The organism is Bacteroides xylanisolvens XB1A (assembly GCF_000210075.1).
GTDB lineage: Bacteria > Bacteroidota > Bacteroidia > Bacteroidales > Bacteroidaceae > Bacteroides > Bacteroides xylanisolvens.
On record NC_021017.1, the window covers coordinates 4136623 to 4161879 of the forward strand.

Annotated in this window: 21 protein-coding genes; 17 read left to right on the plus strand and 4 right to left on the minus strand. The window is 38.9% G+C overall.

Annotation, left to right across the window (positions count from 1 at the left end; genetic code table 11):
- Positions 1–9: 9 nt before the first annotated feature.
- From BXY_RS15695 to BXY_RS15750, 12 genes are all read left to right on the plus strand, one after another.
- Positions 10–3273 carry a DUF4450 domain-containing protein gene (locus BXY_RS15695; protein WP_008645532.1) on the plus strand — a complete coding sequence of 1088 codons (3264 nt, stop codon included), beginning with the start codon at positions 10–12 and terminating at the stop codon, positions 3271–3273.
- Between the two features lie 35 nt (positions 3274–3308).
- On the plus strand, positions 3309–4718 hold the full coding sequence (locus BXY_RS15700; RefSeq protein WP_178286125.1) for a glycoside hydrolase family 28 protein: 1410 nt from the start codon (positions 3309–3311) through the stop codon (positions 4716–4718).
- A 30-nt stretch (positions 4719–4748) separates the two neighbouring features.
- Positions 4749–5084 (plus strand): hypothetical protein, encoded by a 336-nt coding sequence (locus BXY_RS15705; RefSeq protein ID WP_008645528.1) that lies wholly within the window; start codon positions 4749–4751, stop codon positions 5082–5084.
- A 269-nt stretch (positions 5085–5353) separates the two neighbouring features.
- Positions 5354–6046 (plus strand): hypothetical protein, encoded by a 693-nt coding sequence (locus tag BXY_RS15710; RefSeq protein WP_008645524.1) that lies wholly within the window; start codon positions 5354–5356, stop codon positions 6044–6046.
- 38 nt (positions 6047–6084) lie between these two features.
- Complete coding sequence (locus BXY_RS15715; RefSeq protein WP_008645522.1) at positions 6085–6810, plus strand: DUF4369 domain-containing protein; 726 nt, start codon at positions 6085–6087, stop codon at positions 6808–6810.
- 437 nt (positions 6811–7247) lie between these two features.
- Positions 7248–7574, plus strand: a complete 327-nt coding sequence (locus BXY_RS15720) for a DUF4251 domain-containing protein (RefSeq protein ID WP_230296849.1) — start codon at positions 7248–7250, stop codon at positions 7572–7574.
- A gap of 641 nt (positions 7575–8215) precedes the next feature.
- Positions 8216–8917, plus strand: a complete 702-nt coding sequence (locus BXY_RS15725; RefSeq protein WP_008645514.1) for a hypothetical protein — start codon at positions 8216–8218, stop codon at positions 8915–8917.
- Positions 8918–8937: 20 nt separating this feature from the next.
- Positions 8938–9732: a DUF4369 domain-containing protein gene (locus BXY_RS15730; RefSeq protein WP_008645512.1), complete on the plus strand. Its 795-nt coding sequence runs from the start codon at positions 8938–8940 to the stop codon at positions 9730–9732.
- Positions 9725–10099, plus strand: a complete 375-nt coding sequence (locus BXY_RS15735; protein ID WP_015532423.1) for a DUF1573 domain-containing protein — start codon at positions 9725–9727, stop codon at positions 10097–10099. The genes BXY_RS15730 and BXY_RS15735 overlap by 8 nt, the downstream gene beginning before the upstream one ends.
- 283 nt (positions 10100–10382) lie before the next feature.
- Positions 10383–11777, plus strand: a complete 1395-nt coding sequence (locus tag BXY_RS15740) for an O-antigen ligase family protein (protein ID WP_015532424.1) — start codon at positions 10383–10385, stop codon at positions 11775–11777.
- Between the two features lie 23 nt (positions 11778–11800).
- Positions 11801–13750 carry a discoidin domain-containing protein gene (locus tag BXY_RS15745; protein ID WP_008645509.1) on the plus strand — a complete coding sequence of 650 codons (1950 nt, stop codon included), beginning with the start codon at positions 11801–11803 and terminating at the stop codon, positions 13748–13750.
- Complete coding sequence (locus BXY_RS15750; RefSeq protein ID WP_008645508.1) at positions 13741–14163, plus strand: PD-(D/E)XK nuclease domain-containing protein; 423 nt, start codon at positions 13741–13743, stop codon at positions 14161–14163. Before BXY_RS15745 ends, BXY_RS15750 begins: the two co-directional genes overlap by 10 nt.
- A 291-nt stretch (positions 14164–14454) precedes the next feature.
- On the opposite strand, the gene BXY_RS15755 is transcribed toward BXY_RS15750, so the two are convergent.
- On the minus strand, positions 14455–14889 hold the full coding sequence (locus BXY_RS15755) for a DUF6078 family protein (protein WP_032842376.1): 435 nt from the start codon (positions 14887–14889) through the stop codon (positions 14455–14457).
- A gap of 431 nt (positions 14890–15320) precedes the next feature.
- On the opposite strand from BXY_RS15755, the gene BXY_RS15760 reads away from it, so the two are divergent.
- Positions 15321–19607, plus strand: coding sequence for a hybrid sensor histidine kinase/response regulator transcription factor (locus BXY_RS15760; RefSeq protein WP_032842389.1), 4287 nt, complete (start codon positions 15321–15323; stop codon positions 19605–19607).
- A gap of 65 nt (positions 19608–19672) precedes the next feature.
- On the opposite strand, the gene BXY_RS15765 is transcribed toward BXY_RS15760, so the two are convergent.
- Entirely contained in the window at positions 19673–20812 is a 1140-nt protein-coding gene (locus tag BXY_RS15765) for a glycoside hydrolase family 88/105 protein (protein ID WP_004320924.1), read from the minus strand.
- A 264-nt stretch (positions 20813–21076) separates the two neighbouring features.
- On the opposite strand from BXY_RS15765, the gene BXY_RS15770 reads away from it, so the two are divergent.
- Positions 21077–21400: a nucleotidyltransferase domain-containing protein gene (locus tag BXY_RS15770; protein WP_004301671.1), complete on the plus strand. Its 324-nt coding sequence runs from the start codon at positions 21077–21079 to the stop codon at positions 21398–21400.
- A complete protein-coding gene (locus tag BXY_RS15775) occupies positions 21397–21798 on the plus strand; it encodes a HEPN domain-containing protein (RefSeq protein WP_004301673.1) in 402 nt (133 codons plus the stop codon). Before BXY_RS15770 ends, BXY_RS15775 begins: the two co-directional genes overlap by 4 nt.
- A 23-nt stretch (positions 21799–21821) precedes the next feature.
- On the opposite strand, the gene BXY_RS15780 is transcribed toward BXY_RS15775, so the two are convergent.
- Positions 21822–22472, minus strand: a complete 651-nt coding sequence (locus BXY_RS15780) for an HAD family hydrolase (protein WP_004301675.1) — start codon at positions 22470–22472, stop codon at positions 21822–21824.
- 179 nt (positions 22473–22651) lie between these two features.
- Here BXY_RS15780 and BXY_RS15785 point away from each other — a divergent pair, with 179 nt between their 5' ends.
- The gene (locus tag BXY_RS15785; RefSeq protein ID WP_004301677.1) at positions 22652–23026 is read left to right on the plus strand and encodes a hypothetical protein; all 375 of its coding nucleotides are present in this window, start codon (positions 22652–22654) and stop codon (positions 23024–23026) included.
- 2 nt (positions 23027–23028) lie between these two features.
- Positions 23029–23457, plus strand: a complete 429-nt coding sequence (locus BXY_RS15790; protein ID WP_004301681.1) for a DUF6575 domain-containing protein — start codon at positions 23029–23031, stop codon at positions 23455–23457.
- Between the two features lie 82 nt (positions 23458–23539).
- Here BXY_RS15790 and BXY_RS15795 read toward each other — a convergent pair whose 3' ends face one another.
- Positions 23540–25216, minus strand: coding sequence for a glycoside hydrolase family 43 protein (locus BXY_RS15795; RefSeq protein ID WP_004320923.1), 1677 nt, complete (start codon positions 25214–25216; stop codon positions 23540–23542).
- Positions 25217–25257: the final 41 nt, after the last annotated feature.

Below are 25257 nucleotides of genomic sequence, written 5' to 3' on the forward strand. Positions count from 1 at the left end.
CAAAAAAATATGAGTTATTTTCATCTGAATCTTATTTTACAAGGAAAGCTGACTGTTTGTTGCCTCTTGATGTTGTCGGCGATGCCATTAAATGCTCAAAGAGAGGCAAAGCAGATCGGTGACTTTAAAGAATCCATCTCCTTGAATGAACATCTGCGAGGTACAAAAAGGACGTTGCAATATCGTCCCGATGGTGATGAGTTTGTTTGTGTCAATGGTAAGAATCGGTATACCCGTGCTTTGTACGGTAGTCACAGTCCCTTTCGGGTAGAAACAAGTGACCGGCCGGTTTTTGCTTTTTATAATAACGGACGCGGAGGAAATATAAGTTTCAAAGTCATTCTTCGTGACGGAACAGAATTGGCGCTTGACTGCACCGGGCATTGTGAATCCCGTTATTCGGCTGGAAAACGTACCTATTATTTGACAGACCCGTCTTGGGGAAAAGGAGAACTGCGTATTTCTGTATTGGCATTAGCCGATATGGATGGAGCTATTTGGCGTTTTTCTCCTTCGAATATGCCTAAAGGAGCTATACTTCGTTGGCAACATGGGGGAGCTACCGGAAAACGTTTGAGTCGTAATGGAGATATGGGGGTAGACCCGGCTGATTGCTTCGAACTTCCTGCCGAAGCGACTGACCTTGTCACAGGTGAACTTTCTTTGCAGAAAGAAGTATACTTGGTACGTGGGGAGGTTTCCGAAGGCTATAATGTCCGTAAACTTTATCAACAAGCGGAGGCAGCCTCTTTGGTATTGGCTTCTCATTTGAAGATAGAAACGCCGGACCCTTATTTGAACACGTTGGGTGGTGCATTGGTCGCAGCTGCCGATGGAATTTGGGACGGACAGGTTTGGTTGCACGGTGCTATTGGCTGGCGTATGCCGTTAAGTGGGTGGAGGGCCGGATATACCGGTGATGCTTTAGGTTGGCATGACCGGGCACGGACTCATTTTGATGCTTATGCAGCCAGTCAGGTGACTGATGTCCCGAATACAATACCTCATCCGGCACAGGATTCTACAATGAATCTGGCGCGTTCGGAAAAACGTTGGGGAACTCCTCAATATAGTAATGGGTATATTTGCCGGAATCCTGGACGTAACAACCAGATGCACCACTATGACATGAATCTTTGTTACATGGATGAATTGTTATGGCACTTCAACTGGACGGGAGATACTGCGTATGTCCGCAAAATGTGGCCTGTGATTACCCGCCATCTAGCTTGGGAAAAATTAAATTATGATCCGGACAATGATGGTTTATATGATGCATACGCTTGTATTTGGGCAAGTGATGCGCTTTACTACAACAGTGGCGCAGTCACCCATTCGTCGGCTTATAACTACCGTGCCAATAAAATGGCAGCTTTTCTTGCTTCTTTGATAGGCGAAGACCCTTCACCTTATCAGAACGAAGCCGAGCAAATATTGAAAGCGATGAATAAGCGTCTTTGGATGCAGGGCAAAGGTTGTTGGGCGGAATATCAGGATTTTATGGGACATCGCCGGCTTCACGAAAGTCCGGGATTATGGACTATATACCATGCACTCGATAGCGACGTTGCTGATCCTTTTCAAGCTTATCAGGCTACACGGTATGTTGATACGGAAATACCACATATCCCCGTGTATGCCGATGGACTGGAAGAGGGGTATGCAACGATTGCCACTACCAATTGGTTACCTTATTCCTGGAGTATCAATAATGTGGCTTTCGCAGAGGTAATGCATACAGCTTTGGCCTATTTCCAGGCAGGACGTCCGGAGGAGGCATATCGATTGATGAAAAGTTCATTTCTGGATGGTATGTACTTAGGTAACAGTCCCGGCAATTTGGGGCAAGTCAGCTTTTATGATGCTGCCCGTGGAGAGTGTTATCGTGACTTTGGAGATCCGATAGGGGTAGCTTCCCGATTACTGGTACAAGGATTGTATGGCATTTTACCCGATGTATTGAACGGGAAGATGGTGATTCGTCCGGGATTTCCCGCAGGATGGTTAAAAGCTTCTATTTCTTTGCCTGACATAACCTATCACTTTGTCAGGGAGAATGATACGGATATTTACCGGATAGAGCAACGTTTTAAGGCGCCTTTGGCATTGACATTACAAGTGAATGTCGGAAGAGAAAGGATTCATTCTGTGAAAGTAAATGGGAAAGAAGTTGACTGGAGCTTTGCGGAAGCTGCTTCTGGTTATCCGGTGGTTGTTATTCCTGCTTCTTCTGCCCAAAAAGCAATTGTCGAAATTGTGTGGAAAGGAAACTGTCTGAATCCGGTTTTGCCTGAAATACAGGCGGAGGCTTTAGCGGAGATCCGTGTTCCATCCATTTTAGGGGCGGTATTCGGTGAAATATATGATCCGCAGGGAGTGCTGATACAACCGAATGTTAGTGATACATCTATAAGAAGTAAGGTCAATGATCATTTGGGGCATCATACATTCTTTGTTCGCATGAAACAAGGACAGATGGAATGGTGGCAGCCTGTAAACGTACAGATTACGAAATCGGAAAAAACATCAGTCATTCTTCCTTTCTCACAGGTGAATACGTCAGAGTGCCGGGTGATGAATATGGATTCTTTGTTCAATGCGAATGTGACTGATATTTTCCGGAATGAGTATCTGACACCCCGTTCGCCTTATACCACTTTGCAACTTCCTGTTCAGGGCATTGGCGAGTGGTGCCATCCCAAATTAACTGCTGATATTGATGATGCAGGTTTGCGTGCCTTGGTACGTGATGAGATGCTGACTACCAAACTGGGTGTGCCATTCCGAACATTGGCTCAAGGAAGCAATATTGCTTTTACTTCGTTGTGGGATAATTATCCCGACAGTTTGAGTATTCCGCTTTCCGGTCGGGCTTCTCATGCCTATTTAATGATGGCAGGCAGTACCAACCACATGCAGTGTCGCATTGCTAATGGTATTGTTCGTGTATACTATACAGATGGAACTTCTGATGTATTGGAATTAGTGAATCCGGATAACTGGTGTCCTATTGAACAGGATTTCTATGTTGATGGTCAGGCATTCACCGTTGTTTCTCCCCGTCCTTATCGCATTCATTTTAAGACGGGTTTGGTTAGCAATGACTTGGGAAAGGACTTAGGCATAAAGGGTGTTTATGGACGTTCCATCGAGGGGGGAGCAGGTGTACTTTTGGACATGCCTCTGAATCCTTCCAAAGAGTTAAGTCATCTGACGTTGGAAACACTTTCAAACGATGTTGTTATCGGTCTGATGGGAGTTACATTGCAATAAAATAAAAATAACATATTAATAAAAGGATAAGAATTATGATGAGAAGAACTATTAATTTACTACTGATGTTGCTTTTTGTGGCAGAGGTAACATCTGCGAATACTGTTGATTTTGATAAAGCATTTAAAGAAAGCGCCCGTATCGAAAAACAGATTAAACGGACCTCTTTTCCGAAACGAACATTTCTTATAACTGATTTTGGAGCAAAAACGGATGATGAGGCTAATCCTTGCCATGAAGCCATTAATCAGGCTATTTTACAGTGCAGTCTGTCAGGAGGTGGCACAGTAATTGTTCCTAAAGGCACTTTTTATACCGGACCTATTACTCTAAAGAGCAATGTGAATTTCCATCTCGAAGAGGGAGCTGTTTTGAAATTCTCTACAGATCAAAGCCTTTATTTTCCTGCAGTTTTAACCCGTTGGGAAGGAATTGATTGCTATAACGCTCACCCCTTGATTTATGCTTATGGTGAAAGCAATATTGCCATAACAGGAAAAGGTATTATTGACGGACAAGGTAGCATGGAAACTTGGTGGCCGATGTGTGGGGCCGTAAAGTATGGTTGGAAAGAAGGCATGGTGGCTCAACGCAATGGAGGTCGTGAACGTCTGTTGATGTATGGTGAAACATCGACTCCTGTCTACAAGCGTCTGATGAAGCCGGAAGATGGTATGCGTCCGCAGCTATTGAACTTACATTCCTGCCACACCATCTTGATTGAAGGTGTTACTTTGTTAAACTCTCCATTTTGGGTGATTCATCCTCTTTTCTGCGAGAGCTTGATTGTTAGCGGAGTGACTGTTTTCAATCGTGGACCTAACGGAGACGGATGTGATCCTGAATCTTGTAAGAATGTGTTGATAGAGAATTGTACATTTGACACGGGTGATGATTGTATTGCCATTAAATCAGGACGTAATGAAGACGGGCGTAAATGGAATATTCCCAGTGAGAACATTATCGTACGTGGTTGCATGATGAGAAATGGACATGGAGGAGTAGTGATCGGCAGTGAGATTTCCGGTGGTTACCGTAACTTGTTTGTAGAAGACTGCCGGATGGATAGCCCGAATCTGGATCGTGTCATTCGTATTAAGACGAGCACTTGCCGTGGAGGACTTATAGAAAATGTATATGTGCGCAATGTAACGGTAGGACAATGTCGTGAAGCTGTACTTCGCATCAATCTGCAATATGAGAATCGGGAGAAATGTAAGAGAGGGTTTGACCCGATTGTCCGTAATGTGCATTTGAAGAATGTAACTTGTGAGAAGAGTAAATTAGGTGTGCTTATTATCGGATTGGAGGATGATAAACATGTATATAATATCAGTGTAGAGGATTCTCACTTTAATAATGTAGCCAAAGGAGCAAATGATATTAAAGGGGCGAAAGATATTACTTTCAAAAACCTTTATATCAATGGTGAATTGGTGAAATAGGGCATAATTGTAATAGATAAAAATCCAGCTATGAATGAAGAAGAATGGAAGACTGTCTATGACGTACAAATTTATGTTACATCTTTATCAGCAATAAGTGATTGTAATTGGAATAAGTTAGAATTCTGGATAAATCTTCATCAGGATGGTTTTATCTATAAGTTGAGACGTTATTACCCTGTACTTTCTGAAGATGATATACATATCATTCTTTTGTTACGTATCGATTTTAGTAATGCGCAGATTTCAGAGTTGTTCCATATTCTAGGAAGTTCTTTTCGGATACGCCGTAGTAGATTGAAAAAGAAAATGAATGTTTCTTGTGAATCTATTACCGATTTTATTAAATCATTACGTTTAGAATAATCTTTCTTTAAAAAACATATTTAAATGCGTATACATTGGCTGTGTATACGCATTTGTATACGGTTGAAATTTGTATTCCAATTTATAAATGTCGTCCTTTGTTACAACAAGAACGATAAATTCTTATTCGTACTAATAATATGGAAAAATGCAGCTCCTTATCTTATGTGATATAGATGGAATTGGAAGTGAATTATACAATTTTTACAAATATATGATATTGCTTTGAAAAAGATATTCAAAATTAGTAATCTCTAAAAGTAATTCTTATGAAAAAGTGGAATTTTGGCTTTGTTATGATTGGATTAGCCTTTCTAATCAGTATTTTAGTACTTAGTTGTCAGACGGATGAAACTGACGAATACTCTCAACAGGCAGTAGATGTGACTGCTGCTGATCTTTTTATTGCTTCGGAAGCTTATCAGAACTTGGAAAAAGAAATAGGAAAGGACATGAGAAGAGAACGAAACGCAATCTCTAAATTGTCTAAAGAAGACTTGGAACAATATCGTTTACTCCGAAAAGGTATGCTTAATGTTGAGACTCGTACAGAAGCAATTACTCAATTAAAGATTCTGACAGGATATGATTATCAAGCTAACCGTGATCGTATTTCTTCCTTGGTCAGGGACGTTTTTAAAGATGTAAATTTTACTAAATTAGAGTTGATGAGGGCACGACAAAAAAGTCGAATGTGTAAAGTTGTGATTACACGAACAGATACCAATGCAGAATTACGTGAAAAATGCAAGAATGATTGTGATGAAACGACTAAAGAAGATATAATTGCATGTCATAACCATTTTAACGAGAATATTAAAGATTTACCTGCTAGTGAATTTCCAGATGGTGAAAGCTATAAATTCTGGGTAAAAGTAAGAGATGCCTGTATATCGGCTGCACAAAGGGAGGAAGAAAATTGTAAAAAAAATTGTGATAAAAGCTATCCAGATGAGGAATAAATTTTAATTGTAAGAGTTAATATTTAATAGTCGTAATAATGAAAAAATATCTATTCATTTTTATTTTCGTATCTATAGCCCAGCTATTTTACGGTCAAGGAAAATATACCATTCAGGGTGAATTACCCGACCATTCGTTAGATGATAGTTATTTGCGTTTGACTAATAGTTCAGCTCTTAGTCAAGAAAAAGAACGAATTAAACATTTATTTATTGATAGTATATTGGTGGTTGATGGGAAATTCCATTATGAAGGTGTACTTTCACAAAAGCCATTCTTAGCGTATCTTTCTAGTGCAAGGACAGGAAGAAATATGTTGGATTTGGGCCTGTATTTTATAGTTGAGCCTGGTAATATTCATATCCGCATCGCTAATTGGGCAGATGAGGGTGTGGTATCAGGTACTCCTATTAATGAAGATTACAGTACCTATATGATTGGCACAAAGAGAAGTATGGAAAATCAATTACTTTTTTTAGAAAAATATGCCCAATACCCGGATGTCGTACGATTCCACTTATCTTTTTTATTGAACGGACGAAGAATGTCAAGGGATCCTAATTTTCCAAAATATCTACAGATTCTCGACCGAATGCCTAAAGCAGATCGGGATATTCTTTTGGCTTGGCTGGACTATACTATTAAAAAGTATGAATATGAAAAAAAGACCAAACCATTATTGGACAGTATACGTAACAATGCTCCTCGTTTCATCGAGACTATTCCGAGTAATTCATCATCAACAACGATGAAAAATAAGTAGAATTTTAGTCTTATTGTGATTTGTATGACGTGTTTTTGATTATGAAATTGACAATCAGCGGGAGAATAAGTGCCCTATATGTTACTACCTTAAAAATAGTTTTATGAAAAAAAGCAAAGCTTTCTTGAATATGGTTGTGTTAACCTTTTTAATAGCTATATCTATGCTTAGTTGTCAATCGAATGATGATTATTTGCAAATCGGAATAGGCAATTGTGAGAGTAGCAATGGTATGTGTCCTATAACCGTATTTCATTAGGCTTTTTATACATCCATATTTAAGTTATAATCTAATATGAAAGTAAAAAAGCAAATTCTTGTTCTATTTTTGACAATGCTGGTAGAAATTCCGATTCTTTCTGCCCCAAAGCAAAAAAGAACAAAAAAAACAAAAGGCGGAAGTTGTCGGAAAGATTATTACATCAAAAGTCTACAAGATAAATGTAGGTACTTGCATTCTTCCATATAAAGATCCTATATTATTGAATGAGTCTGATTATTCAATAGAAATTAAAAATGATTCAATTTTTTCTGATCTTTTTTATCTCGGTCAAGCTGATATACCATACAGGAGAGGAGCAGAACTTTACTTTCAGGCTCCTTTGAAAAAATATACTGTGGATATAGATAAAAAGAAAAATGCTCACATCAAGTTTTCTGCAAATACAACAATAGGTAATTGCAACTTTTATATTAAGGTATATTCCAATGGAAGTGCGAGCATTTATATCACCTTGCAGCAGGGGAAAAGTATCATTTTTTAGGAGAATTAAATATGTGAAGAGAAGAAACGGAGTCTCTGTAACACTTAAATTATTATCATGAGAAAATATCTATTCATATTAATGTTTGTATCTATAGCCCAACTATTTTACGGACAAGAGAAATACACGATTCAAGGTGAATTTCCAGATAATTCGCGATTAGGGAATCTGAACTCTCTCAATATCTACGCATTATTAATTCAATGCCCCAAGCGGATCGAGATGCTTTTTTGTCGTGGTGGGATTATATTATAAAAGAACGAGAATTTAAAAGGAAGAGCAGAATAATATTAGATAGTTTGATCGGTGATCCACCTCGTTTCATCGAGACTATTCCGAGTAGTTCATCATCAACAACTGTAAAAAATGAGTAAAATCCTTGGTCTTTAAAAAACGCATATACATTGGCTGTGTATACGTATTTGTATACGGTTGAAATTTGTATTTAAATTTATAAATGTCGTCCTTTGTAACAGCAAGAGCAATAAACTTTTATTCGTACTAATATTATGGAAAAATACAGTTCCTTATCTTATTTGATATAGACAGAACTGGAAAATGAGCCAAACGATTATCTACTAATATCTTGGTATCGCCTTGAAAAAGATATTCAATATTATTAATCTCTAAAAGTAGTTCTTATGAAAAAAATGAATTTAGGCTTTATTATGGTTGGATTAGTTTTTCTAATCAGTATTTCTGTGCTTAGTTGTCAGGCGGATGAAGCTGACGATTACTTTCAACAGGCAGAAGATGTGACTGCCGCTGATCTCTTTATTGCTTCGGAAGCCTATCAGAACTTACAAAAAGAAATAAGGAAGGGGATTAGGCGAAGGCGAAACGCAATTAACGAATTATCTTCAGAAGGGAAGGAACAGTATCATCAGCTTAAGAAACAATTGTTGAATTCTGAAACTCGTATGGAAGCAAGAGTGCAATTGAATATTTTGTTAAAATATGATGAACGAACCGAACGGAATAGAATTTTTTCTATATTTCAAGAAGTTTATGAGGGAGTTGATGTCACCCGATTAGAATTAATAAGAGCTCGGCAAAAATATCAAATGCATAAAATTGTTATTGGTACACGAGCGGAAGATCCAGAGGCACTTGAGAATTGTAATAAAAAATGTGATGGTGATATGGAACAAGGTGTAACTAATTGCTATGAGATATTCAATACATGTCTTGAAAATGTACCGGCAAAGGAAAAATTATATCAAGAGGGACCTAGATATGAGGCATGCGTAGATAGTCATGATTTCTGTTTGGATTGTTGTTATTTTGATTTAACTGGGTGTCAAGATGCTTGTCAGGCGGCATATGGTAAAAAAGAAAAATGATAAATTTAATATATATAAAAATGAAATATAGTAGTATATTGCTAATTATCGCATTCGTTTCTATAGCTCAACAGTTTTATGGACAAGAAAAGTACACCATTTGGGGTGAATTACCCGACCATTCGTTGGATAATAGTTATTTGCGTTTAGTTAACAATTCTGCCATTGGTCAAGAGTATGAGCGCATGAAACATTCATTTATTGATAGTATATTGGTGGTTGACGGGAAATTCCATTATGAAGGTGTACTTTCACAAAAGCCATTCTTAGCGTATCTTTCTAGTGCCAGAACAGGAAGAAATATGTTGGATTTGGGCTTATATTTTATAGTTGAGCCTGGTAATATCCATATCCGTATCGCTAATTGGGCAGATAAGGGTATTGTATCAGGTACTCCTATTAACGACGATTATAACAGATGTATTATCGAACAGCAAAAAAAAGTGGATAGAGAGCGTTCTCTTCAAAATAGAAGTGCATCTTTCAGAGATGCATACATACATGCCAACGAATGTAGACTTTTTTTCTTAGAGAAATATGCTCAATATCCAGATGTCGTACGATTCCACTTATCTTTTTTGTTGAACGGACGAAGAGCATCAAAGGATCCTGATTTCCCAAAATATCTACGGATTCTCGACCGAATGCCCAAAGCCGATCGAGATATTCTTTTGGCTTGGCGGGACTATACTATTAAAAGAGAAGAATATAGAGAAAAGACCAAACCGTTGTTGGATAGTATACGTGATAATGCGCCCCGTTTCATCGAGACTATTCCGAGTAGTTCATCATCAACAACTATAAAAAATGAGTAAAATCCTTGGTCTTATTGTTATTCTGCTGATTTGCGTTTCTTGCAATCAAAAAAGGAAGGCAGAGATGTCCCTGTCTTCCTATACACACGATTTCGGAATAATTAGTTCTGATATAATTTGTCGTGATAGCATTACAATCACCAATGTAGGCAATGCCAGATTGGAGATAGGAGAGATCGAAACTGGATGTGGATGTACACAAGCATCGGTGGAGAAGTATGAATTAAATCCTGACGAATCGTGCTCGCTTCATTTTTCTTTCAATCCGAAAGGAAAGGGATTAGGAGCGAAAGAAGAATTAATTATTATCAATGCAAATACAGACTCCCTCTTTTATATTCTGCAAGTTAAGGCAATTATTCAGTGATAATGTTTTTACGTTTTCTTTTTTACTTATCACCACCTTATACTTATCGGCTGATTGGTTTATGGATAGGTATTTTATGCCTAAAAATATAAGTTTCGTTGTCGGCATCATATTATGGGGAGGTATTTGCATAGGGAACTGGAAGCGAAAAATTAGACTGTCTGTTGATTTTCTATTTCTGTCTTTTACTGTTTTTATGGGATATGTTTTCGTTTGCAGTCTCTTTACATCACAATATATACACAGTGTATACATTGTATCTGGATGGATTCTTTTTGTGTTGATGCGTAATAGAAAAAATCCTACAGAAACATTTAATAGCATTTTAGCTGTCGTTGGAGTTTTGTCGGCCTTGTATGGCTTGCTGCAATATGTAGGGTGTATAGAAATTCAATCTTATTTTCCAGTTACCGGTTCTTTTGATAATCCCGCCGGATTTGCTGCGAGCATCGTTCTCTGTTATCCTTTTCTTTTGTGTCATTCTTCTAACGGAAAAAGAAGAACGTTCAAGGTTATGGCGTGCCTTCTCCTCATTATAGTCGTTATCTTATCCGGTTCGAGAACAGGTGTACTTACTTTATGCGTAGTAACACTCCTTTTTTATGCTCTCCGTTATCGGAAGTTAATTCATAAAAGGCGCATCTTTCTTATCAGCGGAGGCGCTTTGTTTCTAATAAGTTTATTCATTGGACTGATTTATCTAAAACCAGCTTCCGCTTCCGGTCGTGTTCTGATTTGGAAAGTATCTGCCGGATTGTGTAAGGAACATATAATTCAGGGAAACGGACTTGGTTCTTTTAAGGCGGATTACATGCCGGAACAAGCCAAATATTTGTCTTCCTCCCATGCTGATGAAAGCGATAGAATATTGGCAGGAAACACGAATTATCCATTTAATGAGTATCTGTTGCTGCTGATTGAACAAGGACTTATAGGAATCGCTTTATTCTTATTGTCGTTGATTGCTGTTTTTCGAAGTAATGTGGCATTTGACACTCCAGCCATACTGACGCTTGTTTCTATTGCTATATTTTCCTGTTTTTCTTATCCATTCAAATATACTTTTGTTTGGTTCATGATTATCTACTGCTTCGCTTCACTTAATCAACGGGAGGTTGCTCTACGAACAATACGTTTCAACAAGCCATTTTTATTGATTATTCTTTTTATACTCTGTTTCTTTTTGATTAAGAATATCATTTTCGAGCGTACATGGAAACGAATTTCGTTGGTTGCAGAAAAGAACAATGGTTTGCTGGATAATGAATTATCTGTATTTACCAAGCTATATGATGAGTGGAATGGCAATCCCTATTTCTTGTACAATTATGCATCAGAATTGAAAAATGTGGAATTGTACAAACAAAGCGTCAACATATTCTTGCATTGCGAATCTTATATCAATACGTATGACCTGCAAATGCAATTGGCGGATAATTACTATCAAATGGAATGTTGGGAAGAAGCTGAAAGACGATATAAGCTGGCACAATGTATGTGTCCTAGCCGTTTTCTTCCATTACAAGGACTTTTGAGGGTCTATGTAAAATCTGATAACTGCATACTTGCCGAACGGATAGCTTTAGAAATAATAAATAAACGAATAAAGATACCATCTTACACTGTTACTATCATACAAGAAGAGGCTAGAAACTATTTGCGTAAAAAGAATATTTAATTATAAACTAACAATAAAACAAAATGAAAGCTACATTCATCTTTCTTTTTCTTGTTTTGCTTTTCAGTTGTCAAAGCTCTGAAGAAAAACAGTTGGAAAAGGTGCTGACACTGGCGGGCAATAATCGTCCGGAACTCGAAAAAGTGTTGGAGCATTATAAAGAAAACGAAGCTGACAGTTTGAAACTTAGAGCTGCCAAATTTTTGATAATGAATATGCCCGGACACCAGTCGTATATAGGGAAAGATATTGAAGAATATTATGTCGAAGCTGAAAAGATTATCTTCTCCGACAGAAAGATTGATGAACAGGTGAATGAATTAAATAACTTGTTGTTAGAGTTTCCATCAGATGATTTTGAGTTTAAGGAAGATTACTCTGTCATAAAAGCCGACTATCTGATACAGAGTATAGACGCGGCTTTTGACGATTGGCAACAAGGTCGTTGGGCAAGAGGCATTACATTCGATGAATTTTGTGAATATATGCTTCCTTATAAGTGCGTAGAGTTTCAGGCTTTTGATGATTGGCGCAATGTGTTGAAACCGATAGCTAATGACACATTAGGCGATTTTTCTTATAATGACATTTGGAATAAAACACCCTATCATGCGGCAGAAGCTATTAATATTAAACTACGTGATACCGTTATTGTCGATTTGAAAAAGCCTCTGAAGTGGCATGCGTTATATAAGGTTCCGTTTTGGTGCAATATTCCTTCCAATTCTTGTGAGACAAGGACAAACACAGCTTTAGCTATCATGCGCAGTAAGGGGTTTGCGGTTTCGTATGATTTCGTTTTGCAGTGGCCTACAAAAGCACATGCACATTCGTGGCTTAGTATTTTGATAGATCACGATCGCCGAATGGTATGTGAAGGAGGACATGAACCTTTTTTAGCTGCCTTACGACCGGGGGAGTGTAAAGGAAAAGTATATCGAAGAACATATTCTCCCAATTCGGCCTTAGTCCGGCTGAATAAAGAAGCTGGTAGTGTCCCGTCAACGTTGCGCAATGTGTTTATAAAAGACGTTACGGATGAATATGCAACGACCATTGATCCTGTTTTTCCTGTACTTTCCGGGAAAAGAGAACGCAAAGAAAGATATGCGTATCTGGCTGTATTCGACAATGCGAAATGGATTCCTATTTGCTTTTCGGAAATAAAAGATAGTAAGCAGATTGCCTTTGATAAAATAGAGAAGGGAGCTGTCTATCTGCCGGTATATTATATAAATGGAAGGGTTCGTCCATTCAATTATCCTGCTTTGTTGAATGAAAAAGGTGAACTGGAGTTCTTGAATCCCGATAACACATCCAAAAGAAGTATTAGTTTAAAACGGAAATATCCCTTAACACGCAAAGCGTTCACTACAGCACTCCGTTTAAAACACAGCATGTTTCAAGCAGCACACAAGGAGGATTTTAGTGATGCCGTCACAGTACATACGTTCAAAGAGTATAGCGTATCGGGTAGTATAAATGTGAGCGATACTACAAAGTATCGTTATTGGCGTTATATCTGTCCAAAGCCCTACCGCTGTAATATTGCAGAATTGATGTTCTTGGATAAAGAGAATAAAAAACTGACAGGAACAATTATTGGTTCTGAAGAACGAAGTAAGAATCCTCATTATAGCCGTTCTGCTGCTTTTGATTTAGATCCGTTGACATTTTTCGCATCTAAAACTTTAAGAGATGGTTGGGTAGGATTGGATTTGGGCAAACCGGAATCTGTTGGAAGAATAGGCTATATGACACGTAATGATGACAATAATGTTCGTATTGGAGATACTTACGAGCTTTTTTATTGGGATATGGATTGGGTGTCGTTGGGCAAACAAATAGCTGACGATTTTAGTCTAACCTTTCACCATGTACCACAAAATGCTTTACTTTTATTGAGAGATCTTACTAGGGGGACGGATGAACGAATTTTCTTGTATAAAGATGTTAAGCAGATATGGTATTGATTCATCGGCAAAATGCCATCCGTGAATTTATCGACGGCGAGGCGCACGTCAAGGGATTCCTGTTGGCTTACTTAGGGTTGACGCAGGGCTACATCCTTCTTCCCGAATACGAATCTTCCAAAGGTTATGCGGACTTCTACATGATGCCCGATCTGGTGCGCCAGCCGGACATAGTCTACAGCTATATCGTGGAGGTGAAGTATGCCCGCCGTGACACCTCCGATGCCGACATCGCCTTGCTGAAACGTGATGCGGCAGAACAGTTGCGCCGCTATGCCGACGATGGGAAGGTGGCCCGCACGAAAGGGAATACCCGGCTTGGATTGATTACGCTGGTGTTCAAGGGATGGGAATTGGTGGCACTGGAGAAGCTGGCGTCCAGAGCGGATTGCGAAAATGAATCAGAAGCCTAAATATGGTATCCGATTTTTTTTAATATTTATGCTTGAACATTTGGACGGGCGTCTGCGCAGGCTTCTTATTATAAGGGGAATATGACGCATGTGTAACCTTTAGGTCTTCGCTTACCTGTTAATCTTTATTTGTGCTAAAAGTTTCGCAGGTTTCATCGTTGTGAAACTTTATTTCTATCGCGATGGAACTTTTTTTTCATTGCGATGGAACTTTTTTTTCATCGTTATGAAACTTTTATTCAATTCCTATGAAATATTTTCGCAAGTATCTTTCCCGTCACAATCTGTGGCTTACCAGTCATAATCTTCAATGTATTCGTCGAAGTTAATCTTTGTCTTGATGCCGTGTTCCAGGAAAACGTCTGCGATTTGTTTCTGTTCCGATGGATGAAGTCGACGTTGTTTGTTGCGAATACGGTAGTACATACTTTTCCCCATTAAAGATTTAAGGCTATTTTGTATGGCCATAGCTTTTTTGTGCGGAACGTCGTCTAATATATGGCTGATGCCAAGTGCAAAGGTCGTGAGAGTGTATGCGCTGAAATAGGAACATTCCTTTTCATTCCCCGCTACATGGTTGATGTTGATCGCTTCGTAGTGAGGAACACTTTGGGGCACAATCATCGCAGCCTGAAAACGGAGGCATTTGTTGCGGCGCGGACATTTGGTGTGGTTGCAAAACAGATACATTTTAGGTATATCATCGTATGTAAGTGGCTTATTCATTGTTTTTATCATATTCAACTTTTATATCAGACGAATTTGATACAAATATAAGGATTTATCTTGAAATACAGAATTTGCTTCACTTGTTCTTATTTTTTTAGATGACAACCTTTTTAGAATAAAGACATTCCACCTGCAAACTCCTTATTTATCGAAGAAACAGAGAAAAGTGAAGGAGATGGAAGAATTGACCATGTTATAGAGAAAAGCATTGAATTGTTCAAAACCGTACCGATTATGAACCAATGCAAATCATTGGTCAGTATATGGAAAAAATGACATAAATATGGATAATAATCCTTGTTTCGAAATAGACTGCTAAGTTTTTTGTATTTATTATTCCTTTTGGCTAGTTTTGCTTGTATAAATCTTAAAAAACTATGAAAAGATGTATCTTTGTAACCAGCAATCAAAATAACCCCAACCACTATATGAAATATAAATTATTATGCCTCTTCGTTTTATTAAGTTTTTCTTTATCGGATTTGTATGCTGATATTGAACTTAGTTCCAAACAAATGAGAACCAGTGATGGGCTACCTAGTAATTCTGTACGATGCATGTTTCAGGACAGTAAAGGGTTCTTATGGTTGGGTACTTTAGACGGATTGACCCGTTATGATGGAAATACTTTTCTTACTTATCAGTTGGAAAGTGGAAAACACGATCAGATTTCTTTAGCAGATAACAGAATAAAACATGTGGCAGAGGATAAGAACGGTTTTTTGTGGATAAAGACTGTACCGGAATTATTCAGCTGTTATGACCTACAGAAAGCTTGTTTTGTAGATTTTACCGGTACCGGAAGTGATGGAGAGAACTATTCGGAAATATTTATGTCCTCTAATGGAGATGTGTGGCTTTGGCATAGAAGGAACGGTGTACGTCAAATTGTTTGTGAGGACGATCGGACTATGACCTCTGTGAAGTTTAGAACGAAATTTGGAAACCTGCCCGATGACCGGATTAAATTTATAAATGAAGATTCTAGTGGCAGGATCTGGATTGGTACCATGCAGGGACTTGCGTCTGTTTATAAAGGGAAAGTTGAATTTATCGATAGGAAATTGAATTTTTCTTCTTCTTTCCCTCATGGAGAGGATATGTATTTTCTGACAAAGAGTGGAGATGTGTATCGCTGTGTAAATGGATCGAAAAAAATAGACTGTTTAGCGTCGCTGTCTGCTATTGCCGGTAATACATCTGTCAGTACACATTCATTGATAAAAGATAAATGGGTTATATTTACTTCTAGCGAAGGGGTATATGAATTTGATTTTCAGAATTTTCAAATAACTCCTTGCCGGGAATTGAAAATAAATAATGGAAAAGTTATTCATGACAATTATGGAGATTGTTGGGCTTACAATAACACTGGACGAATTTATTACATAAACTCGAAGAGCGGAGAAATAAAGAATTTTCAACTGATTCCTGAAGAGAAGATGAAATATATAGATTATGAACGCTATCATGTGGTGCGTGATGACCGGGGGATTGTGTGGATTTCAACTTATGGAAACGGACTTTTCACCTACGATATTCAGGAGGACCGGTTGGAACACTTTGTTTCCGAAGGGAAGAATGCAGGACCTATAGGGTCAGATTTTTTGTTATGTTTGATGAAAGACAGAACAGGAGGGATATGGGTAAGCTCCGAATATTCCGGTTTGTCTCATATTTCCATTTCAAATAAAGGCATTACACATGTCTATCCAGAATCACCGGATGTTTTTGACCGTTCGAATACAATCCGGTTACTGACTAAAATGTCGAATGGAGATATATGGGTAGGAACGCGAAGAGGTGGATTGTATAATTATGATTCTCATCTGAAAACTAAAATAGATAATCATTATTTGCCCTATAATATTTATGCGATTTCAGAAGATAGTCAGGAGAATATATGGATAGGAACCCGGGGAGACGGACTAAAAATAGGAGATACGTGGTATAAAACGGATCCGTCTAATCCTTTTGCCTTATCTCATTCTAATATTTATTCCATTCTTCGCGATAAGAAAGATCGTATGTGGGTGGGGACATTTGGAGGAGGACTGGATCTGGCAGAATCAACGGAAAAAGGACAATACAAGTTCCGTCGTTTCTTTCAAGGAAAGAAGTATGGCTTACGGATAGTCAGAGTAATGGCAGAAGATGAGAAAGGGATGATATGGATGGGCACAAGTGAAGGTATCTGCATTTTCCACCCTGACTCATTGATCGCTAATGAAGATAACTATCATTTGTTCAGCTACACCGATGGCAATTTTTGCAGCAATGAGATTCGTTGCCTGTTTCGTGATAGCAAAGGGCGCATGTGGGTAGGTACTTCGGGTGCCGGGCTGAATCTATGCGAACTGTCAGACGACTGTCAGTCTTTGAAATATACACATTATGGAATAGCGGAAGGACTGGTTAATAATATGGTGCAATCTATTTTGGAAGATCATTCGGGACAATTATGGATTGCTACGGAATATGGAATTTCAAGGTTCAATCCCAACAGCCATTCTTTCGAGAATTATTTCTTCTCATCTTATACATTAGGAAATGTGTATAGCGAGAACAGTGCGTGTATGGGGGCAGACGGTAAACTGATTTTTGGAACAAACTACGGATTGACGATTATTGACCCGAAGAAGATTCCAACAGAGAGATTGCTTTCTCCTATTGTTATCACAGGATTGTCCGTTAATGGAATTCAGGTGAAGCCTAATATGCCGGGTTCTCCTTTGCAAGAATCTTTAGCCTATTCGGATAAGATTACATTGAAATATTTCCAGAATTCTTTTATGCTTGATTTTTCTACTCTCGATTATTCGGATAATGGTCAAATCAAGTATATGTATTGGCTGGAAAACTATGACAAGGGATGGAATGTTCCGTCTTCGTTAAGTTTTGCCACTTATAAATATCTGGAGCCGGGCAGTTACATTTTCCATGTGAAATATTGTGATGGTGCCGGTATTTGGAATGATACCGAAACAACTTTGAAGATTGTTATCGTGCCTCCGTTTTGGAAAACAAATTGGGCTATGCTTGGATATTTCATCCTGATGTTAATAGCTTTGTACTTTACATATCGTATCATTTTTAATTTCAATAGGTTGCGCAACCGCATCAATGTTGAAAAACAACTGACAGAGTATAAACTGGTATTTTTCACAAATATCTCTCATGAATTCCGTACTCCGCTTACATTGATCCAAGGAGCATTGGAGAAAATGTACCGGATGGATGATATTCCACAAGCCTTATTGCATCCGTTGAAAGTCATGGATAAAAGTACACAACGTATGTTGAGGCTGATTAATCAGTTGCTGGAGTTCAGAAAAATGCAGAACAACAAGTTGGCTCTTTCTCTGCAGGAAACTGATGTAGTTGCTTTCCTGTACGAAATATATTTAAGTTTCAGTGACGTAGCAGAACAGAAGAATATGGATTTCCGCTTTTTGCCGTCTGTGCCATCCTATAAAATGTTTATTGATAAAGGTAATTTGGATAAGGTGGTGTATAACTTACTTTCAAATGCTTTTAAGTATACTCCTTCGGGTGGGACAATTCTGTTTTCTGTGAATGTGGATGAGGTGAAGAAGTGTTTATACATTCAGGTAGCGGATACCGGAGTAGGTATTCCTAAAGAAAAGCAGGGAGAATTGTTTAAACGTTTCATGCAAAGTAGTTTCTCCGGAGATAGCATTGGAGTAGGGTTGCATTTGAGCCATGAATTGGTGCAGGTGCATAAGGGAACGATTGAATATAAAGATAATGAAGGGGGAGGTTCCGTATTTACGGTATGTATTCCGACTGATAAAACTGTTTATTCGGAAAAAGACTTCCTGGTTCCCGGCAATCTCCTGTTGGAAGAAGCGAATATGCAGACTCACCATTTGCAGGAGCTTTCAGAGGAATGTCAGGAACATGAAAAGACAGTCACCACATCAAGAAAACATAAAATATTAGTCATCGAAGACGATAATGATATTCGTGGGTTCCTGCAGGAGGAGCTTAGTGCTTATTTTGAAGTAGAAGTGGCTGCGGATGGAATATCCGGATTTGAAAAGGCATGCAACTATGACGCAGACTTGATTATCTGCGATGTATTGATGCCTGGGATGACCGGTTTCGAAGTGACAAAGAAACTGAAAACTGAATTTGCGACAAGTCATATTCCTATTATTCTGCTGACTGCCTTGACTTCACCGGATAAGCACCTGGAAGGACTTGAAGCGGGAGCGGATGTTTATGTTGCAAAGCCATTTAGTTTTAAGCTTTTGCTTGCGCAGGTGTTCCGGCTGATAGAGCAATGCGAAAAGTTACGGAAGAAGTTTTCCAGTGAACCGGGGGTAGTGCGTCCTGCTTTATGTAACACGGACCGGGATAAGGAGTTTGCAGATCAGTTGGTGGCTGTGGTGGAAAAGATTTATTCTCAATACAACATTTCTATTGATGAATTTGCGCAGATGATGGGGATGGGACGAACTGTGTTTTATAAGAAATTACGCGGAGTGACAGGATACTCACCGAATGAGTATTTGCGTGTCGTACGAATGAAGAAGGCTGCCGAACTGTTTTTGACCGAAAGGGATCTGACTGTTGCGGAAGTTTCTTATAAAGTGGGTATTAACGATCCTCTTTATTTCAGTAAATGTTTTAAAGCGCAGTTTGGAGTATCTCCTTCGGCTTACCAGAAAGGGGAGAGAAGTAAAACGTAGTATATACTTACCTTGAATCCGGTTTGTGAAGGATAGACCGGATTCAAGATAAGTATGTTTATCAGTTACATATTGAGGTCTAATTTATAGATTTCACTTCCGGCAAGAAGGAAACATCCTGTTCCGAAATCCTCAAAATCAGGAACTTTGTCGTATGTGACAGGTTGACTGTCTTTCGGTTCTTTGCCGGTTCCCTGTACATAACCAAGAAAACCATTCGGGTGAACTGCATCCTTCACCATAGCATTCCATGCTTTTATGATTACAGGCAGATAGGTCTTTTTATCCAATAGACCGTTGCGTACGCCCCAAGCCATACCATATACGAAAAGAGCTGTGCCGGAAGTCTCTTTGCCTCCGAAGTTTGACGGATCGTGGAGGCTGACATTCCAAAAGCCATCTTCACGCTGGCATTGTTTCAGTGCTTTGCTCATAGCCATAAAATCATTGATGTAATCTTGGCGATGTTTTTCATCAGATGGAATTTCGTTCATTACCCGCACCAAAGCTGCGTATACCCATCCGTTACCACGGCTCCAATAACAGTTTTCGCCATTAGGCTCTTTGTATGGAGGATCGAAATTATGGTCTCTCCACCACAAACCTTCTTTGACATTGAACATTCCGTTCTCTCCGTGTTTATTACGGGTATATTCGTACATATCCCACATTTTGTCGAAGTACTTCTGTTCGCCTGTAAGTTTCCCCATTTTGGCAAATATAGGCATCCCCATCTGGATAGCATCTATCCACCACCAGTCGTTTATTTGTGGAGTATTGACCAGCATATCCATATTGGCTTTCGTTTTCCGTATTTTTTCAGGATCGGGGCAAATGTTGTATAAATCGAGATAGATTTGGCTGGCGCAGTAATTATCTGCATTACGGGTGGTTGTCCCACGGTGGAAGCCCCATTGGTGGTAATCCGCCCATTCTTTGGCATAGAGATAATATTCGTCTGCGGGATAGATGGAGTAGAGTGCCATTAAGCCTTCGTAATATACGCTTCGTGTCCAGATATTACTGGGGCGAACTACTTTTTTCACAAAGGAAGGAGTGCGATAGTCGGCATATTTCTTCATGAAATAGTCGTTCACATGAAGAGTTACTTTCAGAATTTCTTTTTTATCGGGAACTGTCTGTGCTTTTATGTTCCCGTAACTCAATATTACTCCTGCAAAAAATAGTATAAGATGCTTTTTCATTTTATAATAAATTAGATTACTATTGTTCTTAGATTTAGGCACGCAAAGGTGAGCCTTTCTTTACCTGTTGCAAAGAAAATGCATTGTAAGGAAAGTGATATTGAAATTTGTACGGAAAATATGTAATATTAGACTTTATTCTTTATTCATATTAGTCATGGATAAGAACCAAGTATGAATAATTAGCAAGAGCGATTTTTTTGTAAGTCATATTGTTGTATTGATATTTATTGTATATTTGTAGAAGAGTAAGGGGAGACGAATATGAAAAGTCATACAAATAAAATATTAGAGTCTATTAAGCAGGCATTGACAGAGCATTTACCAAAAGGTGGCAAGGCTTTGTTGTTTGGTTCTCAAGCTCGTGGGGATGCACGGATTGATTCTGATTGGGATATTTTGATTATCTTAGATAAAGAAAAATTGGAGCCTGAAGATTATGATAAGGTAAGCTTTCCCTTAACTATGTTGGGATGGGACTTGGGAGCGCGAATTAATCCGATTATGTATACGATGAAAGAATGGGCTGCAAGTTGTATTACACCATTTTATAAAAATGTAGAGCAGGAAGGAATTGAATTAGTATGAAATTGACAGATGAAGAACGTAATTCTTTGGTGATATTACAGTTGGAGAAAGCTAAAGTATTTTTGAAACAAGCAGATGAGATGTTTGATCTGAAGTATTGGGATATTGCTTCCAATAGATATTATTATGCCTGTTTTCATGCTGTTCAGGCTTTATTAATACAAAATGGATTATCATGTAAAACCCATGATGGGTTGATAGCTTGCTTTGGCTTGAATTTTATAAAAACAGGCAAAATTAGTGCACGTTTGGGAAGTTTTTTGGCGCGTATGGAACAATTACGGCAAAAAGGGGATTATAATTGCATTTATTCAATATCGGAGGATGAAATCAGTACGATAAAAGCTCCGGCAAGAGAACTTATTGAGACTATTGAAGTTTTACTTGCCGAATCATAATTATTCTTGTAAGGATATCATCGTTAAAAGACCATTTTTTTTATTTTTTCGGCCACATCTGTCATATATGCCGGATTAAATTCTTCTAGTTCCGTGCGTGGTCGGAATCCCCATGTCACTCCGCAAGCGGTTACACCGGCATTGGCTGCTGTTTGCATGTCTACACCGGAATCACCTACATAAAGAACATCTTCTTTTCGTACATCGGCAAGTTTTAATATATCAAAAACGATTGTTGGATCAGGTTTGACATTTACTCCTTCCCGTTGGCCGAAAACGGCAGTGAAATGAATTTCCGGAAAGTAGTGGGCAACCAGTTTCTCGGTAGCGGCCTGATATTTGTTGGAGGCTACGGCAATCTGAATGCCTGCGGATTGCAGATAAGACAATAACGCTGAAATACCCGGGTAAGGACGACTATCGTCTGCATTGTGAATATCATAATAAGGAATAAACTCTTTTCTTACCCGGAGCACATTCTCTTCTGTCTTTTCTCCTTCGGGTAATGCACGTTCAAAGAGTTTGTTGATACCATTTCCTACCATGAAGTTATACTTTTCTACATCGTGTGTGGGGTATCCTAATTTATTCAAAGCATAATTAGTGCTATGGGCGAGGTCTGCGATAGTATTTAATAATGTACCGTCCAAATCGAATATTATTAGTTTTTTCATTAAGGCTTATGTTTATAGTTAATTCTATATTTAAATCTTTTATTCTGCAAAGGTATACTAAAAAAATGAGATTGGGAAGAATGAGGCAATAGTTTAGAGAATATCGAATGAACAACAAAGCCGGAAATATATTTGTTATTCTACCAGATTGGCTTAACTTTGCGAAAAACTAAAGAATAATGAATGCAGAATGGTTTGAGGCATTGCCTGAACAATGTCCCCCAACAGATGCGAAGCGGTGCGAAGGCTGTTATTATAGAATTGCAAATGGTAATCCTGTTACAACAGAAGATTTCTTTTCGCAAAGAAAAATGCAGCCGGATAAGGTCTTTAAAGGATTAGGAATAGATGAATGTGTGACAAGGGCAGTCTCTCTATTTTCAGAGAGGGAAGAAGCGGAGAAAAGATTAAAGCTTCCTAAGTTCAAGAAGGCAAATATTGCTTTAGTCATATTGGAACCAAAAGATGGAGTGTTAAAGAAAACATTTGATATAGCACATTATTCTTGGTGGAGAACAAAGGATTTTAATGTTTTACAAGCTAAAATAGTCTGATTATGGGAATGGAAGATGTGTTAAGGATAGACAAAATTCTGGATTTCTGTGATGTGCCTCAGCTTTTTGTGGCAAGAGATGCCTTTGATACACTGTATCTTTGTCTTTTATATGATGATGAGACGGTTTATCGCTATACGGGAATACGTATCTCTACACGTAGACTTGAATCCTTCTTAGCAGGTAAAGCCGATTTGCGTTTACTCTATCTACAGCCTGAAAATGAACATGAGTATTACGATGTTGTGTTTCAATCGGGTGAATACCAGAAAACGTTATTAAAGGAAAGTGTATTGTTGGAAGATAAATTGCCGGCTGAGGGATATGTTTTATCTGGAGAGAAGCGCGAGAATGTGGTCATTAATTTGCCAATAAAAGACCGTAGTCTGCTTGCAGAGCTTGTTCGTAAATTTGGCTGGGCTTGTATGTAAGTTTAAAGAAGATAAAAAAGATTGTCCCGCTACTGCTTGAAAGTTGTGGGACAATCTTTTTTCATCCTTATATATACTTTGATTACTTCTTCGTAATACGGAACCAGTCAACGTCTGCCCAACCGCCGTCATTCGTTTTAATAGCCGGACGCGTACAGAACATACCGACTTTGGCACCAATCCATTGTCCTTCTCTTGCCTGGAAAGGAACACCTAATGATTCATATTTCTTTCCGTCGAGGCTATAGCTGAAATTACACATCACAATGAGGTCATGTCCGCCTTCACTACCCTTGATTTTCTTTCCGTCACAACTGAAACGCACTTTCAGATAAACCGTGTTTTGCGAAAGATCAACAGCGGCTTTCACTTCTTCTGGTTTGCCTTTATCTGCTCTGTCACATTCAACTTGCGACAGAACCAAACCTTTGTCTGTATTTTCTAGAACAAGTCCGGCATAATCCCTGCCCATAACGACAAGTCCAGTGCGTTCGCCTTTATTCTTTTGGTTAGGGCTGAACGTCAGTTTCATTGTTGCGGTAAAATTATCAGAAGGAGTTTTTTGTAATAAGAGGTTGGCTACATCCCACAGGTTCTTATAATCTTCTACTACCGGATAAGAGTATAATCTGACATAGCTTTTGTCACCTGCATAATACGCCCATTTTTCATTAATGTTAGCATGCCATTGCCACTGCGGAGAAAGTGTATACCCATCAAATTCGTCACTTTCTTGTGGAGTGCAGATAGGATATGTTTTACCGACATTTGGCTTCTTGTAAGTCAAAACAGGTTCTCCGCAGCCGTCACCGTCTTTATCAATACCGATAATAGGCCAGTCGTTCACCCATTTCATCGGTTGGAGATGCATAATGCGTCCGTAAGCACCGACATCTTGAAAGTGGAGGAACCAGTCTTCTCCGGTAGGAGTATCTACCCATGCACCTTGGTGAGGACCGTTGACAGGAGAGTTACCTTGCGCAAGTACTGTTTTCCATTCGTAAGGACCGTAGATGTTTTTAGAACGTAATACGACCTGCCAGCCTGTCGGCACACCGCCGGCCGGATGGAAGATATAATAATAGTCGTTTCTCTTGTACATTTTAGGACCTTCGCAAGTCTGATGTGCTTCGTGACCGTCGAAAATTATACGGGAAGGAGTGATCGCTTTTGTTGCTTCTGCATTCAGTTCGCAGATAGTGATTACACTTTTCAGTCCGGCACGACTTCCTGCGTATGCGTGTACCATATATACTTTTCCGTCTTCATCCCAGAACGGGCAAGTGTCAATGATACCTTTTCCCGCTTTCACCAAGACCGGTTCGCTCCACGGACCTTTCGGATCTTTGGCTTTCACCATAAAAGCTCCCTGATCGGGATCTCCCCAAAAGATGTAAAACTCACCGTTGTAATGACGAATAGCCGGAGCCCATACGCGATTGCCGTGTTCCGGCCGTTCCGGAGTTTCGATAGGGGAGAGGGCATTGGGAACTGCGGCACCGATGATTGTCCAGTTGACTAAATCTTTAGAATGAAGGATTTGCAATCCCGGCAAACAGTTGAAACTGGATGAAGTCATATAGAAATCATCTCCTACACGGCAAGCATCCGGATCGGAATAGTCGGCATAAAGCACCGGATTTTTGTATTTACCGTTTCCGAGGTCGGAAACCCATACTTCAGATACATAGTTCTTCTGTGCTACTGCGGTGAAAACCGTTAATAAGCAAAAGGCTAAAGTCTGTGTCAATCGTTTCATGTTATAGATAGATTATTTATAGATATGATTCGTTGGTTTTA

Bases quoted from the DNA above. Each gene is read 5' to 3' on its own strand.
- BXY_RS15740 (WP_015532424.1), top strand. From the start codon at position 10,383: ATGCGTAATAGAAAAAATCCTACAGAAACATTTAATAGCATTTTAGCT.
- BXY_RS15750 (WP_008645508.1), top strand. From the start codon at position 13,741: ATGGTATTGATTCATCGGCAAAATGCCATCCGTGAATTTATCGACGGC.
- BXY_RS15790 (WP_004301681.1), top strand. From the start codon at position 23,029: ATGGGAATGGAAGATGTGTTAAGGATAGACAAAATTCTGGATTTCTGT.
- BXY_RS15715 (WP_008645522.1), top strand. From the start codon at position 6,085: ATGAAAAAATATCTATTCATTTTTATTTTCGTATCTATAGCCCAGCTA.
- BXY_RS15730 (WP_008645512.1), top strand. From the start codon at position 8,938: ATGAAATATAGTAGTATATTGCTAATTATCGCATTCGTTTCTATAGCT.
- BXY_RS15755 (WP_032842376.1), bottom strand. From the start codon at position 14,889: ATGAATAAGCCACTTACATACGATGATATACCTAAAATGTATCTGTTT.
- BXY_RS15745 (WP_008645509.1), top strand. From the start codon at position 11,801: ATGAAAGCTACATTCATCTTTCTTTTTCTTGTTTTGCTTTTCAGTTGT.
- BXY_RS15795 (WP_004320923.1), bottom strand. From the start codon at position 25,216: ATGAAACGATTGACACAGACTTTAGCCTTTTGCTTATTAACGGTTTTC.
- BXY_RS15700 (WP_178286125.1), top strand. From the start codon at position 3,309: ATGATGAGAAGAACTATTAATTTACTACTGATGTTGCTTTTTGTGGCA.
- BXY_RS15760 (WP_032842389.1), top strand. From the start codon at position 15,321: ATGAAATATAAATTATTATGCCTCTTCGTTTTATTAAGTTTTTCTTTA.
- BXY_RS15735 (WP_015532423.1), top strand. From the start codon at position 9,725: ATGAGTAAAATCCTTGGTCTTATTGTTATTCTGCTGATTTGCGTTTCT.
- BXY_RS15705 (WP_008645528.1), top strand. From the start codon at position 4,749: ATGAATGAAGAAGAATGGAAGACTGTCTATGACGTACAAATTTATGTT.
- BXY_RS15780 (WP_004301675.1), bottom strand. From the start codon at position 22,472: ATGAAAAAACTAATAATATTCGATTTGGACGGTACATTATTAAATACT.
- BXY_RS15725 (WP_008645514.1), top strand. From the start codon at position 8,216: ATGAAAAAAATGAATTTAGGCTTTATTATGGTTGGATTAGTTTTTCTA.
- BXY_RS15765 (WP_004320924.1), bottom strand. From the start codon at position 20,812: ATGAAAAAGCATCTTATACTATTTTTTGCAGGAGTAATATTGAGTTAC.
- BXY_RS15710 (WP_008645524.1), top strand. From the start codon at position 5,354: ATGAAAAAGTGGAATTTTGGCTTTGTTATGATTGGATTAGCCTTTCTA.
- BXY_RS15695 (WP_008645532.1), top strand. From the start codon at position 10: ATGAGTTATTTTCATCTGAATCTTATTTTACAAGGAAAGCTGACTGTT.
- BXY_RS15785 (WP_004301677.1), top strand. From the start codon at position 22,652: ATGAATGCAGAATGGTTTGAGGCATTGCCTGAACAATGTCCCCCAACA.
- BXY_RS15770 (WP_004301671.1), top strand. From the start codon at position 21,077: ATGAAAAGTCATACAAATAAAATATTAGAGTCTATTAAGCAGGCATTG.
- BXY_RS15775 (WP_004301673.1), top strand. From the start codon at position 21,397: ATGAAATTGACAGATGAAGAACGTAATTCTTTGGTGATATTACAGTTG.